Here is a 19,381-nt window from a genome sequence, read left to right on the forward strand (position 1 = left end):
TTCACCAAGGAGGACGACGAGGATGACTGACTCTCTGTTTGAAGCGGTGGCCCATGCCACCCGTGAGCTGACAAAGTATGGTTTCTCCACCCAGGAATTTGCAATGCTGATAAAAGAACTCATTTTTTCCATCCCCGCCCCTGATCTTGCCGAGGTGTATGCTGCCAAATACGATGACCTTTCCCCCGAGAAGAAAGGCCGGGTGGTGGATCAAGTCGCTGCCTTTATTGGCACGCTGAAAGATCGAAAGCCCAAAGACACCGGGCACCTGATCCTGGGCATCTCGTTCGTCGATGACAACGAAGACGAGGGCCGTCGTGAATTCCTGGACGCCTGCCTGTTCAAGAAGGATGACCTGGACGCCCAGTTTGACTGGGATTCGCCGCTATCCAAGGTCACCACCCTGGAGGGCCTCACCGACGACCAGGTTGAAGAGTTGGCACACACCCGTATCCTCCCTGACAGCTACGCTTATGATCTCTCCCCTTGGGAGGAGATCCTGGGGTATGAGGTAGATCCATACAACATCCTGGAGGTGGGGCCCATCCCTCTTGCCGTGGCCGTCCTATGGGAGATGACCTTTTTTGGTTTCGACGAGTCTCGTGTGGACGCTGAGCGGGAGGAGCTGCACCGGCGTGCTGAGGAGTTGGACGAGATCCTGAAGCTGCCCAAGGAGGAGCAGGAGAAGCACTTCATCCCTGCCGAGAAGGTCTTTGCGGAGCTTGGCATCCCGGAGCGCACCGAGGAGGAAAAGCTGGCTGACCACCGGCGGATGAGTCGGGAGATCGCCGAAAACGGGTTGCGGAAGTACCATGCCATGCGAGCATACTTAGAACGGAAAGTTGACTGAATGGAAAAGAGATGAGACTACGCATTGATGCGAGAGAAAACTCCCTGTGCGGCGGGTCGTGTTTATAGCTCCATCCATCATAAACTAACCAGAAAACAGTCCTGGGGCAATGATCCCTGGGGCTGTTTTTTCAGTTTGCCCGTCACATAGCTCCGCGGAGCAGGATTATGTATACTCCCCTATCCAATGCAATTACCATGTTCTTAGCCCAGGTGCTGCTACGGAATGGGCTGCCCTTTGTGGTTTCTCTGACAGCCGAGGATGATCAAGTGATCATGGATCAAGTCTATGAAACCCTGCACAGTGTCAATAACGATGGATACTATGAGATGGATCCGGCCGATGGACAGCTGAGCCTGGATGATGACCCGGAAGTCCCCTGGGACGAGGATGAGGACGAAGAGGGGGACGGTTGTGCTTTCTAATTTGGATGCGATCTTCCTGCCTGCGGTCTTCCGCCTGGCCGCAGCATTCAAGGATACAGAAAAGCTGTTTCTGAAGAAGCTGACCGCCAGCTGGATTGCCAGAGGAGTCTGCGAAAGATATTTGCAGGAAGGTGTTTTGGAAGACTTGGTTCGCATCATTTTAGAGAAGAAGCTGGCGCTGATTGCCAAAGCTAAGGCGGCGGATGAGGTAGAGCGTGCAATCCGGCAACCCCGGCCGCGGTACCGCTTCGGGACATGGGAGGATGACCCTTTCTGCTTGCCGGAGGAGGAACTGGTGATGTGGCTTATCGCCTCTGCGAACAATAAGCTACGGCCGGAGGCTGTGGAGCGTTGTATGGAGCTGTTTGACAATATGATGGGCGGTGGGAACCCCATCCATAGCTGATACGAAAAAAGAGGAGCGGGCAAATGCCACGCTCCTCTTGTGTTACGATCGCTGTCCTATGGAATCCGTAATTGGCATCATCAGACCGGCTTCCCTAACTTACACAGATAGACTTCCACATTCTCATACTTGACCCCATCGACTATCTTAGACTCTCCCCGGTACAGAACCGACTTTGCCATGATAGGACCAAACCGGTGTTCGGTCTCGGCGCACTTCTGTGGATCGACCAGATGCCGGTACTGGGCCGGCACGATCTCCGCACTGTGCTTGATTTCAAAAATCTCACAGTTTGCCGCAGCTGGGTCAAAGACAACCATGTCGAACTCGCCCACCGGGAACTGGAGGACGAACACCTGCTTGTTCGGATTGGCCAGCTTAGTTTCCAGGAGGACGATATCCTCCATCATCCGGCCCATGATCTCAGATAGGATACGCTCCTGTACCGCGTTGCGCTCAGGGAGAGACAGGGCGCTGAATGTTTCGTCCAACAGCAAACTCTGAATCAGGGCGGACGCCTGGGCGTACCGGAGACCGGGCTGGGCGATGGCTGTACGGGAACCCTTCTCGCCCACATGGGGCAGGTGGAGTACCTCAATGTCCTGGGTTAGGTCCAGTAGATCCAGGTATTCTTTGATCTCCGCGGCATGGATATCATCGAGCGGGACGGTCTGTTCCTCTTTATTCCGGATTTCCAGCAGGGCACGCAGGTTCTCCGTCACGGCGGCCACATCGACCCGGTCCAGGATGTCGGTGGGGTTGACCCGGTCACGCCGGAGGTTGCCGGCCGAGATGCTCAGGTCGTTGGATTTGAAGTTGCGGGTGAGCACCTCCAAGGTGAATCGGTGGTTGATATCCTCTACCACCCGGTTGATGGCGCTGGTCAGCTCACCGGTCTCATACAGATCCTGGAGGTGTCGGAAATGGCCCTCGTTCTGGTAGCAGCGCAGGGAGTGCTGGATATTCCGGGCGATGGCCGTATCTACATATTCGTCGGCCCGCTCTTTGGTGGCAAAGGAGGAGGCTTCGTTGTAGTGGACACCGCCCAGGCTCATGGTGCCTCCGTAGCGGATATATTCATCGATCCCACGGATGCCAAGCACAAACTCAAACTCCCGGTAGGGGATGAAGGTTGTGTGCAACAGAATGCAGCGGTCATAGAGCTGCTCATCCTCGGCGAAAAGAAATCCCAGGGAATCGGTGCCGGAGAGGACGATTTTCATGCCACAGGCGGCGAAGATATCGGAGAATAGGGCGGCGCCTTCAATGAAATCCTCAAGCAAGGTGACCTCGTCCAAGAACACATATCGGAAACCCTGTTCCTCCAGGCGGCGGAGATCTCGGTTCACCTCGGACAGGGTGTTTTGGGGAACTACCTGGATAAAAGCCGCCTTGGATAGCTCAGCGTCAGACATCTCAGCGAAGAGCTGACGGATTAGGGTGGTCTTCCCGGTACGGCGCAGTCCGTAGAGGATCAACACCTTGTCCTGGACAGGGCCATAGATGTAGTCGTGGAGCTGCTGGAAGCACTCACGCTTTCGGTACTGCCGGACGCCGGCGGCAAAGGCGAGGAGCTCCTTACCGGTGCGGATCATGGCCGCATACTCCTGAGAGACCGTAGGGGGCCGTTTGGGGAGCTGCTTCCGCAGGGCTCTCAGTTGCTTTTCCAGGCTCCTTCGCTGCTTGATCTGGTCCTGGAGGGCCGGGGCATCCTCGGCGGGGACATACTTCTCCTGACGCTTCCCAGCTTCGGATCGGCGGTGGTAGAAATATTCCTTGTCATTGACCTTTTTCTTAGTGATGGTACCTTTGGGTAACAGCGCAATCTGCTTTTCCAGACGAGCAATCTGCTCCTGGAGGTCGGCTGTGTCCATGGGATCACCCCCTTTGTGATTATTATACCCCTTTTGGCACGAAAAGAAAAGGGGATAATGGGGGGTAATTATATTTTTAGCGGTCGGGCACCCGGCGGGGCAATGAAGGGGTGTATCCAAACTGTGGCGCATCTTTGGGCAGCCGGGGTCTTTTCTACGGAGAAAAGGAGGGCGGATTTTGTTGGGCTCTCTGGCCCTGCGGCACGCACCACTCGCCCCGAGCACCCCCGCAGCCCAGCTCCGCCTGGCCTGCTCTGCACGATGCCCGGCGGATGGAAATCTATGTTGCCCACAACCCCCAGCTACCCCAGCGGTCAGCTACAACAAACAGTCTGGGGCTGCCAAACCCGGCGAGCCTGGCAACCCGTCCTATCCCTCCTCACTCCGACCCACCTGCACCGCCCATCCACATCTACGAGCCCTCTACTCTCCGCCATGCGCCCGCCATAAAACCCTCATATAAACATCATGTAAAACTCCAAAACCGTTCAATATTTCACCCGAAATCCGGAGTTGATATCGCAGTCACCCTCAATGTCCCCCGGCAATCCTCCAGTTTCCCTGGGGAAACCATGGTTTCTGACCCATCCAGTGGTGCAGCAGGTAGTTTTAGAGTAAAGCTACGGATGGCAGCCAGTCCCAGAGTAGAGCCAAGGCAGGCCCGCAGTTCCAAAGCGAAGCTAAGGCGGGCAAGCGTCCATAACGGTTGGTCTCCATGGTTGGAGCCAACATAGGAAGCTGGCCGCCTGGAGGTATAGGCCCAGCAGGGGAGAGGGGCACGGCGGGAGCTAAGGATCAAGCGCCATGCGGAGGCTGAGGCAGGCATTGGAGGCAGTGCAGGTGGATTGGCCGCGCTCATATGGGGCCCATGCATCAGCGATGCGGTGGAGAAGGGGCACAGGGCAAGCACAGTCACAGCCAAGCTAAGGCGCTAAGACGGCCCGGAGGCGGCTGTGCATACCAAGAAGCCAAGGGAGCTTTGAGTTGGCGGCCCAGGCCGCAGGGCCAAAAGGCGAAGAGCGAAGCAAAGATGCTCCTGTCTCACCGGCTGGGCATGGCATAGAGGGCTGGTAATCAGACGGCCCAAGATTCTTTTCGCTCTGTTTTAGGACAGCAGGGAAGGGAGCTTTTCTTCATCTCTATTTCTGACTATTATTTGACTATTATCGAAATATTCTCCGGGGAAGCCCACTGCCCGGGACAGCCGCTGGAGTCCCCGAATCCCAGGGAGCCCGGCTCAATAACCCGCCTGCATAGCCCGCCCCAGACGCTTCTGCCCCTGGGTCTTCCAGGTGTTCAGCTATTCTTCGCTCATTTGCGTATTATCCCCCTATTATCCGCCTATGGTATGGATATATTCTGCGCATGAGATGCACATGGAGGTATCTTGCTGTTATATAAAACGCATATTATTCGTATATTTTTCAAAGATTAGATGCGCAATAAATGAATGTTGGATGCTTATTGGAATTTGAGGAGTTGGAGCAGGTGGGAGCTGGTTGGCCTTGAGGGCCTGGGCGTGGCGCCGGGGCGGATGGGTGGCTCGGCCGGGGAGGTGCGGGCTGAGGGGCCTCGGAGTGGGGTGTTGCCGCCAGAGGCTTGGCTGTGCGCCTGGGGTTTCTGCGGTGGGCGGGGCAGTGCCGGAGCTGTTCTGGCTGGTTCCGTGCTTTGGCTGTTAGGCGCACCTTGGGCACCCCGCCCGGACTGGTGGGTGCATATGGGGGTGTTCAGGGGAGGGCGGGCCTGCGATGGGTTGGCTGCCGGCGTCGAGGCATATCCTGCTCCGCCCGGGCCAGAAGCCTGGGGTGTGGTGCGTGACCGGAGGGTCTTGGGCTGTGGGGCCGTACAGCTGGGGCCTGGTTGGCTGGAGCCGGGAGTCCGGTTGTCTGTCCAAGCGGGAACCACAGACGGGCGGCATCGAGCAAGGGGGCTCGGGACGAGTAGTGCGAGCCGCAGGGCCAGATACCGGGATGCCCCCGCCCCCTCCTTTTCTCCGTAGAAAAGACCCAAGAAGGCGTCACGCCACAGGCGCGGGCAGGGCAGGGATTCTTCGACACGAGCACATGCCAACAAAATGATGAACAGAAAAGCAGCAACAAGCCCCCTCGCCATGAAGGCAAAGGGGCCATGCTCGCTATTTCGCGGTTGAAGTATCATTTCCGGAGGTTTGTTCCTCCAACAGTCGCTGGAGATCTTCCTTGCTGGGCAGCACCGTCTGATACTTGCTGGCGAATATCTGCGCGTTATCCTCTGGCAGGGTCATCTCAACCACTGCATTGTTCTTGTCCTTGCAGAGGATAATCCCAATGGTCGGGTTCTCATCCGGCAGCTTGACCTTCCGGTCGTAATAGTTCACATACATCTGCATCTGGCCGATGTCCTGATGCTTCAGCTCTCCAATCTTCAGGTCGAACAGGACGAAGCAGCGGAGCAGGCGGTTATAAAAAACCAAGTCTACGATGAAGTGCTCCTCGTCGAAGGTGAAGCGCACCTGCCGGCCGATGAAGGCGAACCCGGTCCCCAGCTCCAGAAGAAACTGCTGCAGGTGGTCGATGATACGGCTCTCCAGCTCAGTCTCGGAGTAGGCGGGGAGTTCCGGGAGGCCCAGGAACTCCAGAACATAGGGGTCCTTGACCGCATCCTGTGGGGATTCGATGACCTGCCCTTCCAGGGCCAGGCGGTAGACCTTGTCTTTGTCAGTGCTGAGGGCGACCCGCTCGTAGAGGGAGCTATCGTACTGACGCTTCAGCTCGGCCAGGCTCCAATTGTTCTTGGCGGCTTCGATCTCATAGAAGTGCCGCTCGTCGATGTTGTCGATGCGCATCAGTTTTAAGTAGTGGGACCAACTCAGAAAGAATTTGCGGCCGGCGCCGACAGATGGTAGATTTTTGAATTGGTCAGACACTGTCTGACCAATTTGGTCCTGGCAGTATGTTAGGTAGAATTGACGCATCTGCTTTAGGTTTGTCACTGAGAAGCCCTTTCCAAATCGTTTATTCAGGTACTCAGAGAGCTTCTGGATCATATAGGCCCCGTAGTCAGATCGCCCATTTCCCCGCTGTTCCTCTTCGACGATTCTTTGCCCAATCGCGTAGTAGGCGTAGACCATGGAGAGGTTGACCGCGGTCTTAGCCCTCTGGCGGGCTTGCTCAAGAATATCTGAAACGCTATTCAGAAATTCCTGGTCGATATTTTTGGCTGGCGTATCCATTGCCTGCGCCTCCCTGGTGATTGGTTGCCTATATTATACTGTACAGCCGAAGGCCGCGTCAACGCAAATGCTCCGACAAACTTTGCGCTTTCCGGATCAAAGTGGATGATCCACGCTTTGGTGCTATCTTGGGTTTGCCGGGTCTTTTCTACGGAAAAAAGGAGGGAAGAGATTCTCTGGCTGGATTGCGCTGCTGTCCGCGCCACCCGCCCCGAGCCCATCGCAGGCCGCTGCGCTTGGCCTGCTTGGCACGACACCTGTGCCATGAAGTTATTTGTTGCACACGACAATTAGCACAAATCCTGCCACGGAGGCATCCCGTAGTAGGTATTTTCTGCACCCGGCGCCAGGGCCCGGGCCGCCCCGGATCAGCAGCTCTCCAGCGGCGCCCGGGATGAGCTTGGAATCTTCCGTGCTGGCCCTGGGTAGCTCCATCCGCCGGGTGTCGTGCCCGGGGCTCGGAGCGTGTGCTACGGGCGGCAAGGCCAGCGGCCGAAAGAAACCTCCCCGCTCTTTTCTCCGTAGAAAAGACCGCGCCTTCGGTACTGAATAAACAGCAAGGACCCAGGCGGAATCTCGTCTGGAGCCGTCATCGGATAGGGCTTTCAGGGATTCCTGTATGCCGACAAGAAATACATCCGCAGTCCACGGTCAGCCTCGCCCACCTCATTTTGCATCTTGGCCGGCAAGCGGCGGTCGTGCAGGTAGCATTCCCATTCTTTGAACTTCTGCCCGCCCAGCACAAACAGTTCATAAGCGCTGCACAGGCTGCGCCTCAGTTGTTCGGCTGGCATGGAAAGATCATGCGCAATCTGGATGGGCGCTGTTGGATCTCTGGAAGCCAAGCTGTCTACAAAGCGGATCAGGTCAAACGCCGCTCCGTCCAAGTCTTCTCTCCGCTTTTCCTGGACCTCATCCAGCACAGTCAGCAGATTGCGGTACCGGAGGGGTAAAAGGAACAGAGCCGCTTCTCCAGCCCGCAGCCAAGTGTACAGTTCCCGGGGCCCATCCTCATAGCGCATACGATCCGTGCAAGGCTGCCGGCCGAATACCGCATCCATGTTCAACAGCCCCAGATCCATGGCCTGGATGAGGATTGCCGCTGTCTCGTACAGATTCAGATGTCCCCGCACTGCGGGATAAGCATCCTCCTGGGCGTACAGCTTCTCCAGCAAGGTACTGATGGAGTGCGCATCTCCCCAGTTCGACATGGCGGCGTCGGAGAAGAACAACCCGGATCCGTATAGAGTATAGGCATTCCGCTCCGCCTCCAGGCTGATTTTGGCAAGCGAGTCCTCCAAGCATTGGACCATCGGTGAGTTCTCGGTCAGTTCAGCATCGCCGACCGGTGGGGGCACATCCATCCAGGAGGCCGAAATGGGCTGCCCATTGGCGGCGTAGGCGGCCAGGTACTCCCCCAGCGTTCCGGCGGGTTCCCAGTCCCAGAGTTCCTGCAGCGCAGAGAGAATGTCCGCCTTGGCCTGATCCGCTGGGCCAAAAGCTCGAAAATTGCAGACCAGCGGCTCCAGGTCGATGCGGTCCCCATAGGCGGCCGCAATTTGCTCCGGGCTGATGCCCTTCACCTCCTGCAAAAATTGTTTCAGCAGCCATGTGCTGAGCACCAAATCCGTAGTTTGGCTGAGCCATGTTGCGAGCAGGGGAGCATCGCTGTTTGTTTCATCTGCGAGCACGGGATCCAGCCGCCCCAGGAGAGCTGCGAGTTCGTGCTTGCCGCCAGCCTGTGCCTCCTGCACGAGCCGGTTGTGCAGCTTCAGGAGACTCCCCCAGGAGATATGATCCAGAATCATATGGGGAACAACATACAGGGTCTGGCCGTCTTCTCTGTGGCCATGCTGGCAGCGCACTGCACTGATGATCTGCGGCTGGGCCGCGCTTGGGTAGGAATAGAGCCAGGTTTCCTGCTTGATGTTCTGCAGCTGCGTGCAGACCCGGGTAAATGTGGAGCTACCTGGGGCCTCGGCGGCATGATCCTGCGCCTCTGGAGCAGGGAAGCAAATAAACCGGCCGGTCAGATGAGCGCCATAGATGGAGGCATACTGAGTATAGGCAATAGAATAGTTTCTCCAGGCTTGGAGCGGAAGCTCAGTGCTAGACGGATTGTCCCGGTTCAAGATTTTCTGATACCTGGGGAGCAGCACGCTAGAGCCGGCAAGCCGATGGATGACGCGGATGTGCAGCTTCCCAAGGAAGGCGTTTTGGATGGGCGCACGGGACTGGGCCACAGTTCCAACCTTCTCCGCATAGAGGGCCTCCGCGTGCAACAGTCGCTTTTCCAGACCATACAGGAAGCCGTTGAGCGCCCGGCCGTGGAGAGGCAGTTCATCCACGACGATCAGACGAGGGAAAATACCGGTCTCCAGATAGTGCTGGGCCACATCGTACGCCATTGCCCAGGCGGCGGCGCCCGTGATAACGCAGTCGTGGAAGATCTCTGCGAGGTTCTGAAGCTCCTTGGGTGTGCAGCTTTTCCAGGGGGCGGGGCGGTTGGTATCAGGGTCATGGGCGCATTGGCGAAGTATATTCAGGTATGCAAAGAACATGGCCAGACCGCGGTTAGATACAACCACGATATACGCAGGACATGCCTGATCCTCCCGGCGGCTTTGATTTGCTTGCCGGAGGACATCCAGGAAAAACCGGGCGAACTCATCAGAAATTGCTTTGGAGAGCATCTGGTCTGGAAGCTGTTTTTGGTTTTGTGGCATAGTTTGGACACCTCCGGGTTATGATGTCCGGATTATATGAGGGCTCGCGGTGCGATATCGGCCGGTGGTGGCCGTAGGAAGCTCTCCGGAGGACCTGGGTCTTTTCTACGGAAGAAAGGCGGGGAGGAAGTGTTCCTCTTAGAGGGCGGCGGCACACACCACCTGCTCCAAGCCGCCGGGCCCGATGCCAAGGGGCTTGGCCGCCAGATTCGTTTCATGTTTTGCGCAACAATTAGCAGGCTTGGCCAAGCTGGTCCCAGGGGCGGCGCGTGGAGTGGCCCGATATCTGGTACTGGTAGCCGGCGCCGGGGCCTATGCTGTGCCGCCCGGGCCAGCAGCTCTCCGGCGACTCCAGCGGCGCCCGGGGAGAATCTGGGGACCTACCGAGCTGGCCCTGGGAGGGCCCCATTCGCCGGGTGTCGTGCCCGGGGGATCGGAACGGGAGACACAGACCGCGAGGCCGGCAGCCTAAAAAACCTCCCCGCTCTTTTCTCTGTAGAAAAGATTTGGGCCGTAATACACACCAGTTGTAGCTCAAAAATAGATAAAATGAGGTACAAAACAGGGCCACGAGGGCACAACAGGCCGGATGAAACTGCACAGGGGTCGATTTAGTTTGAATATAGAACTATTCCAGACGATGGCAATTAGAGAGTCCCTGCACCTGCATAAAAGGCTCAGGATATATACCACTAACCGAAAGGAGGCGCGGGCGGCCGCACACACAAGCAGCCGCCCCAAAAGAATGGACGAAAAGAAGGCCAGGGAAGACCACTCCCAAGAGGAGCCCAAGCCCAAGAAACACAAGAAGCTCCGCTACATCATCATCGGTGTGATTATCCTGTTGCTCCTGCTGCTGCTCCACTGCTGCGGGCAGAAGGAGAGCTATGGGGATGTCCTCCTGGGCGAGATCGACTGGGATGAGCCAGCCAGCCTCCAGGAACAGGTCGATGCGGCCGTAGCCGCCGGCATGACCAATGTGTTCATGAACACCAACATCTATCTGGAGGACGGGAACTCTGAGGCCAACCTGCTGATTCAGAACGCGGAAACCAACCCCGCCCCGATCCAGGTGGACCTGATCCGGGACGACACTGGGGAGACCCTGTACGAGTCTGAGGTTATCCCGGTTGGCTACAAAATCGAAGAGGGCAAGCTCCTGCAAGACCTGGATCCCGGTGAATATGGTTGTACTGCTGTATTCAGCATCCTGAACCCAGATGATGCCTCCGAAGTCATAAACCAGGTGAAGCTGAATGTCACTGTCACAGTGAAAAATTGATCCTGGCAAATGGCGCCGACTCAGCCAAACGGGCTGTGGCTGCGCTTTTGCATATATATTTTCTCTACGAGGAGGAATGGTACCTATGAAAACCCATAGATCCATAGCTGCTATGGCTTTGGCTGCAACGATGCTGGCCAGCTCGATTATGCCGGCGGCAGCGGCTGTGCAGCCTGTTCAGGTGGACAACGACCTGCACATCACGGACGAGGACTGGGTCCAGGAAGCTGACGGCTACCAGGGCAAGACCTCGGTGACCTTCGAGGTCGTGAACGAAGGCGGCGGGGGAGAGGGCCCCGGTCCTGGCCCTGGTGGAGATGAAGACCCAACCATCTTCTCGGCCTATGTACCCACCGTGCTGCCCATCCTGATGGACCTGGATGGTAATGTGGTTGCCCCCACCAACGCCAAGGTGATCAACGGCGTGGAGGACCGGGCGATCCAGGTGGAGGGCATGGAGGCCACGGAGGCTGCCCCCGACGAGAAAGTCTTCGGTTTCTCCCTGGCCGGTGAAGATATGACCGGCGATATGGCCAGCCTGCCCATCCGCATCGAGGCAGATGGTGAGCTGGACCTGGACATGCAGGCCGAGATTCCTGCCCAGTCTGAAGTGCGGGCCGAGTCTGAGATCGCCACTGTCCTATTCGCCCTGGACTGGGCGGATGGGTCCGGTGAAGATGTGAGTAGCTCCCTGACCGTGGATTGGGAGAATGGACTGCTGATCCCTGGCTCCAACAAGGAGGCCGTGTTCAAGTGGTCTTCCACCGACTCCAACGATAAGCTGGTGAGTGTGGAGTCCAGCAACCCAGAGATCGCCGATGTGGCCGATATCATGACCCTCTCCGCCGGGGAGTACACTGGCCAGCTGCCGGTTACCGTTAACGCCAAGAGCCGCGGCACCACCACAATCACTGGCGAGCTGCAGAGCGGCGAAACGGCCAGCTTCAAGGTGGAGGTGTCCGAGTACAACGCCAGTGGCGAGCCCTCGGTGGATATTGACGGCGAGCTCAATGAAGGCGATACTCTGGAGCCCGGCGACATCACCGTGAATGTCCCCATCATCACCCCGGACGGCGAGGAGGACACCATGCCGGTAACCCCGGATGAGCTGCCCAGCACCGAGCTGAAGCCCGGCGACAATGAGATTGAGCTGGAGGTGGATGTGAATGGCCAGACGATCACCATTATCATCCACATCAATATCGTCTCCAGCAATCCCTCCAATGGCCTGACCCAGAGCATCCAGGAAGCCCAGGCAATGGGGTTTACTTTCAGCTCCTATGAGGATGGCCTGCAGATTGACTCGTTTGAGAACCTGCAGTTCAAGAGCGAGATCAATGTGCCAGAACAGATCGGGGACTTTAAGGTTCTGAAGATCGGGGACGATGTATTCAAAGACGAAACAAATCTAACTAAGATTACATTGCCTGATACGGTTACTATTATTGGGAGCTTTGCATTTGGTGGATGCACAAACATAAAAGAAATAAAGTTGCCTGACGGGGTAACATCTATCGGATCTCTTGCGTTCTCAGATATGCCAAACCTTAAATATGTGAATATCCCAGAAAGCTGTACAACATTCGGGTCTCTTGCATGGAGCGAAGAAGCTGCACCTGGTAATGAGTCAAGCGTGCTGGATATTCAATCTATTTCACTTGTCGAAAAAGACTACTCTATCAGAGATAAATCTCCATTTTCTTCTTGGAAAGGGACAATCATTATCCCAGAAGGTGTAACAAAAATAGGGGAGGACTTCCTTTACAACTACAGCTCTGCTGGATCCCCTGTTACAAGCGTCATTCTACCATCTACAGTAAATTCAATCGGAAACAGCGCTTTTAGAAGTTGTTATGGGGCTACAATCAATCTTCCGGAATCCGTGCAAGAGGTTGAACCCATGTCTTTTACTGGGGTACCTTGCTTAGAGATGTCCCGTGAACAATATGATAAATGGGGCTTTTGTGGTGCAGATGGCGTTACTATTGATGGCGCAAAGGGTATTGAGTTGACCGCGGATAATATGAATTTGATTGGGCTTACTGGGGAAGAAACTACACTTGACTTGACTGCGCGTTTTAATGGCACAGATGGACATGACTATTATGTGGTTAATATTGGAGATGATGCCTTCAAAAATAATAATTATTTGGAGACATTAAAAATTGGGGGAACAGTGTTATATACCGGTGAAAGTAGCTTTGAAGAGTGCCAAAAGTTGAAGTCTGTAACAATTGTTGACGGGTTAGCTACCTTGGGGAATTATTCATTTATGAACTGTTCATCATTGCAAGAGGTTTCTTTGCCAAATAGTCTAACTTGGATTTGGAATGGTGTGTTTCACGGATGTACCAGTCTTGCTGACTTGGTCATCCCTGATAGTGTCACAACTATTTATTCGAGAGCCTTCTATGGAATACCACATATAACATATCACGGAGCAGCAGAAGGTTCCCCATGGGGAGCACTGTCCATCAACTAATTTTTCCACACAAAAACTTCAGCGGCTCTGGTCTTTGACCAGGGCCGCTTTTTATTGTGATCCGGTCGGCGTGATACCCCACAATCACCGCCCACAGCATTTCTTATACTTCTTCCCGCTCCCGCACGGGCACGGATCATTCCGCCCTACCTTTTTGTTCTTCCCAGGCCCAGTCGCCGCCGCGATCTCACCCAGCAGGCTGGCCCGCAGATCCTCGCTGGGCAAATCCATGGCCAGTACACCCTCCCGCAGCTCCGCCGCATTCATGGCTCCGGAGGCCAGCGCACCGCGAAGGTTGGGCCCAAAGGACATCGAGCGGGGGATGCGCTGCTCCAGCGGCTGCATATCCGTCATCTCATTGGGGGTATAGCCCCGGTTGCAATGCATCCGCGTACTGTTATGAAATTCCTGATACAGCTCCGCGAATTTTTCAACATCCCTGGCAGTCCGGAACCGAATTCCAAACTTTTCCAGATGCTGCATCAAATCCTGAAAGCCGGCGCCCACGCAGCGAGCGTTATACAGCAGCCCCTGGAAGACCTCCTCGGTTTTCTCCGCGTTGAGGCGCAGGCCGGTAGCCAGGAACTTTTTCAGAGCCATGACCGCCGGTGTCTCCTTGCAATAGAGGGCGTCATCGTAGAGCAAGAGTTCTTTCTTGGAAGGGGCATAGTAGGGCTTGCCGCGCTGGATCTCCTTCGTCTGAGTATACTGTTCCATGTTGCCTTCGACCAGCAGGGTGTCTATGATCTCCCGGCGCATGGGCTCCACGGGAGCCCGGTTGGTATAGATGTCCTCAGCCCCCAGGATATAGTAGTCCTCGACCTCATGCCGGGCGATCTCCGCGAATGCCAGGAACTCCTGTTCGGTTACCAGGGTCGGATTCTGCTCAGAGATGATCTCGTAGGCCTTTTTCAGGGGAATGATGCCGTAGAGGTTGGCCATGGCGTTAAAATACTTCCGGAGCAGGCGGGAGGTGGTGTCCTTGAGGGGGATCTCCCGGTAAAGGGCGTTCAGTTGGCGGCGGGTATAGGACTCGGGGATGGCAACATATCCAGCATCATTTCTTTTTCCCATGAAGATGTGGGACTCCTTTCGGGTTCGGCCTTTGGGGTGGGGATGTGGGGAGGGTTTCCCTGCCTTTTCTACGGAGAAAAGGGAGGGGAAGAGATTTTGGGTTGTGTTGGGCTGCGGCCGGGGCTACCCGCTCTGAGTCCCGGGCTCGATGACAGGGGGAATGGCTGTCGGTCGGGCCACTGATGGAGGCGCCGGGTGGGGGCTTGTGCGGCGCTTGCCAGGCGGTGGGGCGCGGTCTACTCAGCGTTGGATACAACATCGAGCCGTAGACTCAAACCGTATGTCGGCATCCTACACTTGAGCCGCCCATGGAGTAGCCCCAGAGGATGGATGTAGCCGCTGCACCTGGTTGGGAGCCAGACTTGATCCGAATGGCCGGCTGTGGTAAACTGAGACCACAGTAGCTTTGCAATATCTTGGAATCTGAGCGGTTAGGAGGTATCGAGCATGGGGTACAGGTTTGGCTGGGCTTTCCTCAGCGAAGTGGAAGAAGATCCAGATTTGGTTAGCCTGAAACTAAAAAGGGGCGGCCCCATGGCGCTCATTGCAAACGACAAGGTCTTGGCCGTCATGCTCTCGGAAAACGGATACCAGGCCCTGCTGGAGAAAGAACGCCCCCAATGGACCCCGGCCGCGAGGTGTGCAAGGTTGGCAATTTTGTCCGCAGCAGGATTGAGAACCTGATTTCTTCCGGTCGGCTTCCGGAGGATGAGACCGAGCGGCTCTGCGACCGTGCCTATTGCCGGGCCGTATTTCAGATAAGTTATCCCGTGCTGCAAGAGGTTTCGGACGCCTGTGCCCAGGAAACAAAGAAACTCCGATACTGTTGTCGTGATGCAAACGGACACCTGCGATACTATGTCAAGGCGTACCAAATCCACGGGAAATCGTTCATCCTCAGCAACGGTTGGAGAGAACATCCCCATCGCAATAATTTCCAGAAATGGCTCCAGAAATTCTATGAGAACTGAGCAGAAATGCCCTCGCTGTGCGGCGGGGGCATTTTTCTTTGCATGAGCAGCGCCCCAGGCGGACGGCCTGTCAGCCCAGACGGCAGGCCTTCTCTGAAGGCTTTCTGGTGGCGCAAGTGGCGCTGGATTGAGCGCCTGGATCGCCTTCTCATCCGGGCGCCGTGCCAGGGGAGTATGAGCAGCCGGGCGTGCTGCAGGGAAGATATGGTGTGGCGGCCTATGCGCTGCTTGGTTGTACATAGGGGCGCGATGAGCTCTCCGTTGGACATAACAGCGATCCTCAGCTCCGGGCAGCATACCAGGCGTCCAGCTCGTTGCCCGGCTAGGGTGGACCGCTGGAGCTTCCCGCTGAGCCTGTGCGGCAGCCGACGGAGGACATGGAGGGTGTCGTGGCTGCCCCTCAACAGCCTGGCCGCTTAGGCCAATCGGGCGAACGGGAAGCCGTGCTATGATTCCGGGCAGCGCAGAGGACTCATCCGGGCCGTCCATGGGAACTTCATCACCCGCCGGGCATCGGGCACAGGGGCTCGGAACGGGTGTGCGTGCCGCCGGGCCAGAGAGCAAAGCAAAATCTGCCCCGCCTTTTCTCCGTAAAAAAGACAAATTGGCCACGATTACAGCGCTCAGGAGCAAAAAGCCCCATATAGGGAGCCGACACACAAATTGGCGATTCGTGTACTATGGTGGAAAGCCAATAGCGCATCTCCTATATGGTAACTATGAGCACAGGACAAGCCAATCTGCTGCGTCAACAAAGAGAAAACTCACAATGCAGATCAGATAGGCAGAGGGAAACGAAGGGAGCATATCAGCAAATCGGCGCCGCCTGCGGGAGAACTCGTGATTCCGCCTAAGCTACTGCAGAGAAGGGAGCCCGCCCACCCATCTCAGTTCCAGTATCCGGCTGCTCCTGAACCGCCCGGGTGCTCGTCCTGGTCGTCCCACCCGACACATACACCTTCCCGCACTCTGGGCATATAGCCGTATGATAGGTCACCGACTGGGAAACCACCTCCCGGCCCTCCCGCCGGGCCTCAGCCTGCTCTCGGACAACATGCTCCTGCTCGTGCCCCCGGACCGCCAAGGCCGCCAGCTCCGGCGCCACATTGGTCGGGGTCTTGAAGGACACGCCAGGGTCATCCGAACCGTCCTGGTATTTCCGCTCCTTGCAGGTCTGGCATTCAGCCTCTGCCATGATCTCCTGGGCGGACTTGGAGTTGACGATTTCCGCCTCCAGCTCCTCCGGGCTGAGATATTGGATACGGCTGCGTACGGACAGCTCCACCGGGTCAGTGCCGGGCTGGTACCGGAACCCGGACAGTCGGACGGCGCTGGGCTGATTCCGGTCTATTACAGGTGCGGCCGATACCGGCGCCACCGGTTGGTCTGCCGCTTTGGGCAGAGTCCGGGATACCATGGCAAACCGGTTGGCAGCAACTGGCCTCCAATATTGGCCGGGCCCGCCCAAGCTAACCCCGTATATTCCAATCATCTACCTCGCCTCCCATCCAGTACAGGGTCCCCGGCTGTCTCGGTACCCTCAGAGGAATCCTGTCCAAGCCGGGGCACCGGGGTCACCATCGCCGCGGCCTCCAGAACAGCAACCCAATCCTGCCCATATGCCTCTGCATCTAAACAGTCCGCCTGCCCGGGGACATGAACAGATTTCCCGCTGGAAAACAGATAGGCATCATACTCGGAGGGAGCCAGCTCCAGAAACGCCTCCTTGGACAGATATCTCTTCCCAAGAGTAAGTTCCGGCAGCTCCTGGAACTTGCCCTCGAAGTACCACCGGGGCAAATACAGAGAAGTCGCACCCAGTATGGCTTCAACCATCCCCCGCCGGCTCTCCCGCCAATCCACGATCTCCCCGGCCCCGACCCGAGCAACTAGGGACGCGCATTCGCCGCCGTCGTCGCAGAGCTCTAGGTCGTAAACGACGCCCTGGTAGGCGTGGGCCTCCCGGGATATCGCCTTCCCGAATGCCTCTCCCATGCCATATCCCCTCCTGCACGCAGAATTCTAAACCCAATTATACCACGGCAACCACCCCCGTCAACCATATCTATCCAATAGGCATTTATTATTCTTTTAATTGCCGAACAATATCTGAATAATATGCGTTTTATATACCCCCAGAAAGTTCTCATGTGCATCTCATACGCAGACCATAGCCGAAACATAGGCAGATAATACGCAGAGAATATGCAAATTGGGATTGAAAAGCTGGATGGACTGGAGACAGGGGAGATGGGCAGCTTTACCTGGGGGCAGGGCGGTGGAGGAGTGCCCAAATAATAGGCAAATAATATTTTCGAGTGAGGCAATAAAGTCCTTCAGACTTTGATGGACTGGAGGGCGGGGTGGATGATTGGGTGGCCAGTGATTGGCTTGCTGGGAAGGCTGCCGCATGCAGCTCATGATGGGGTTTCTGAAGTCTTTTCTACGGAGAAAAGAGAGGGCGTAGCAGCTTCGGGCTGTTTGGCTCTGCGACACGCACCACCCGTTCCGAGCCCCCGTGCTCGATGCCCTGAATAAAAAGGCGTATCTTAGCCATACATGGGCTGCTCGGCGGCTGACTGCGACTGCTTGCAAAACGGCTTTTGCTCTCCAAATATCACCCCTGAGCCCATCTCTCCCATGCTTGATCCGCTGCTCTGCACTGATGCTGCGGGGCAGCTTGAATAATTGTCCCCTGCGGGGCCTGAAACGGCCCATGGAGGGCGCTTGCCCGCCTTAGCTCTTCTTTGCGGCCCCTTGCATCTTAGCATTCGCTGTCTGGGTTGCCGCATCCCATGATGCCCTGGGTGTAAACTGCGGGCAATCCTTAGCTTTGACGGGGATACACCAGCCGGCAGCTCCAAATCACTGTGTTTGGCGGCAGCGTATAAAGCCTGGATGGATGATTTCGCCGCGGCTGAAGCTGGGACATATGGACTGGGCGGCCGTCGTATGGGGGTTGCCGGTGGCATCAGCACAGCTTGGAGAAGCAGGCGGATACTTTGGCTGGATACTGAAATATGGAAAACGGTTTGGGAGTAATTTTGACTATTATCTGATGGTTTTATGATGGATGCTGGCCGCGGGGCAGACGGCTCGGAGATGAGAATTGGCAGGGCAGAAGGGCTGGAGAGAGGAGGGATGGGCCGAGGTGGCGGGCTTTGGGGCGGGACGGGCTGTGTCATCTATTTGTTGGAGATAACGGCGGGCCGGGCCTAACTTGGCGTTGTGTGCAACGCTGGGCAAAATCCCGGCCTCTGGTGGGAGTGCGGGCTGCATATCATGATCCTATATTGCAACGGGAAGCGGGCCCCTGTATAATGATATCTAAGAAGGCGAACCTCATGGGACAAACAAACCCTGAGCGGCTCCCCATCTTCCTGAGCTATCTGATCCGCCACGCTCCCCAGGCGGCCGGCCTGGACATGGACTCCCACGGCTGGGTTTCCGTAGCCCAGCTGATCCAGGGCGTCAACGCTACCGGGAAGTATCACCTCGACCGGGCCGCCTTGGAGGATATCGTTGTCACCGACGACAAGGGCCGGTTCCGCTTCAGCGAGGATGGCCAGCGCATCAAGGCCTGCCAGGGGCATACGATTCCTTGGGTGCAGCCGGAGTTGGAGATATTGCCGCCACCGCGATTCCTGTACCACGGCACCACCACTGCGGCTCTGGAGAAGATCATGGCGAGCGGGGAGATCAGCAAGATGTCCCGCCACGCCGTTCACCTGCAGGCGGACGCCCGGAAGGCCTGGCAGTCGGCAGTGCGCTGGAAGGGGAGGACTCCGGTGGTGCTGAAAATCGACGCTTCGGCCCTGGCGGAAAATGGAGTCGAGTTTGGGAGGACGGAGAATGGTGTGTGGTGCTGCGAGGCGGTGCCGGTTGGGTACATCGTGGAGCGTATATATACGGAACCGGAATGATGGCAGAGGGCTTGCCCATATGGGGGCGAGTCCTTTGCTATTTGTTGAATCCAACATAGGAGCTTTCCGAGCGGGTGTCGTGCTGAGCAGGCCGGTGGGCCCGATGCCACCCTGATGAGGCTGCAGGCGCGGCGGGGCCGCCCGGCTCAGTGTTGAA

The 19,381-nt window shown here is 56.7% G+C and carries 13 protein-coding genes; 7 read left to right on the top strand and 6 right to left on the bottom strand.

What is annotated here, in order from left to right:
• Positions 1–22: 22 nt before the first annotated feature.
• From B5F88_RS02270 to B5F88_RS02280, 3 genes are all read left to right on the top strand, one after another.
• Entirely contained in the window at positions 23–850 is an 828-nt protein-coding gene (locus B5F88_RS02270) for a DUF6557 family protein (protein ID WP_087341370.1), read from the top strand.
• 275 nt (positions 851–1,125) lie between these two features.
• On the top strand, positions 1,126–1,275 hold the full coding sequence (locus B5F88_RS20580; RefSeq protein WP_162612096.1) for a hypothetical protein: 150 nt from the start codon (positions 1,126–1,128) through the stop codon (positions 1,273–1,275).
• The gene (locus tag B5F88_RS02280) at positions 1,265–1,681 is read left to right on the top strand and encodes a hypothetical protein (RefSeq protein WP_140402039.1); all 417 of its coding nucleotides are present in this window, start codon (positions 1,265–1,267) and stop codon (positions 1,679–1,681) included. Before B5F88_RS20580 ends, B5F88_RS02280 begins: the two co-directional genes overlap by 11 nt.
• A gap of 80 nt (positions 1,682–1,761) precedes the next feature.
• Here B5F88_RS02280 and B5F88_RS02285 read toward each other — a convergent pair whose 3' ends face one another.
• The 3 genes from B5F88_RS02285 to B5F88_RS02295 all read right to left on the bottom strand — a co-directional run bounded on the left by B5F88_RS02285 (position 1,762) and on the right by B5F88_RS02295 (position 9,492).
• The gene (locus B5F88_RS02285) at positions 1,762–3,555 is read right to left on the bottom strand and encodes an AAA family ATPase (RefSeq protein ID WP_087341373.1); all 1,794 of its coding nucleotides are present in this window, start codon (positions 3,553–3,555) and stop codon (positions 1,762–1,764) included.
• Positions 3,556–5,689: 2,134 nt separating this feature from the next.
• Complete coding sequence (locus B5F88_RS02290) at positions 5,690–6,766, bottom strand: PDDEXK nuclease domain-containing protein (protein ID WP_087341374.1); 1,077 nt, start codon at positions 6,764–6,766, stop codon at positions 5,690–5,692.
• 605 nt (positions 6,767–7,371) lie between these two features.
• Entirely contained in the window at positions 7,372–9,492 is a 2,121-nt protein-coding gene (locus B5F88_RS02295) for a hypothetical protein (protein ID WP_087341375.1), read from the bottom strand.
• Between the two features lie 745 nt (positions 9,493–10,237).
• Between B5F88_RS02295 and B5F88_RS02300 the strand changes: the two genes are divergently transcribed.
• Together B5F88_RS02300 and B5F88_RS02305 are read left to right on the top strand one after the other, a co-directional pair.
• Positions 10,238–10,774, top strand: a complete 537-nt coding sequence (locus B5F88_RS02300) for a hypothetical protein (protein WP_087341376.1) — start codon at positions 10,238–10,240, stop codon at positions 10,772–10,774.
• An 85-nt stretch (positions 10,775–10,859) separates the two neighbouring features.
• Entirely contained in the window at positions 10,860–13,256 is a 2,397-nt protein-coding gene (locus B5F88_RS02305; protein WP_162612097.1) for a leucine-rich repeat domain-containing protein, read from the top strand.
• Between the two features lie 84 nt (positions 13,257–13,340).
• On the opposite strand, the gene B5F88_RS21260 is transcribed toward B5F88_RS02305, so the two are convergent.
• Complete coding sequence (locus B5F88_RS21260; protein ID WP_087341378.1) at positions 13,341–14,330, bottom strand: SEC-C metal-binding domain-containing protein; 990 nt, start codon at positions 14,328–14,330, stop codon at positions 13,341–13,343.
• A gap of 447 nt (positions 14,331–14,777) precedes the next feature.
• Between B5F88_RS21260 and B5F88_RS02315 the strand changes: the two genes are divergently transcribed.
• A complete protein-coding gene (locus B5F88_RS02315; RefSeq protein WP_087341379.1) occupies positions 14,778–15,014 on the top strand; it encodes a hypothetical protein in 237 nt (78 codons plus the stop codon).
• A 1,137-nt stretch (positions 15,015–16,151) separates the two neighbouring features.
• On the opposite strand, the gene B5F88_RS02320 is transcribed toward B5F88_RS02315, so the two are convergent.
• Positions 16,152–16,793: a hypothetical protein gene (locus tag B5F88_RS02320; protein ID WP_087341380.1), complete on the bottom strand. Its 642-nt coding sequence runs from the start codon at positions 16,791–16,793 to the stop codon at positions 16,152–16,154.
• Positions 16,790–17,296, bottom strand: a complete 507-nt coding sequence (locus tag B5F88_RS02325) for a hypothetical protein (protein WP_087341381.1) — start codon at positions 17,294–17,296, stop codon at positions 16,790–16,792. The genes B5F88_RS02320 and B5F88_RS02325 overlap by 4 nt, the downstream gene beginning before the upstream one ends.
• Positions 17,297–18,645: 1,349 nt before the next feature.
• Here B5F88_RS02325 and B5F88_RS02330 point away from each other — a divergent pair.
• Positions 18,646–19,224 carry an RNA 2'-phosphotransferase gene (locus B5F88_RS02330; protein ID WP_087341382.1) on the top strand — a complete coding sequence of 193 codons (579 nt, stop codon included), beginning with the start codon at positions 18,646–18,648 and terminating at the stop codon, positions 19,222–19,224.
• Positions 19,225–19,381 lie beyond the last annotated feature (157 nt).

Source organism: Flavonifractor sp. An306, from assembly GCF_002159455.1.
Taxonomy (GTDB): domain Bacteria; phylum Bacillota; class Clostridia; order Oscillospirales; family Oscillospiraceae; genus Flavonifractor.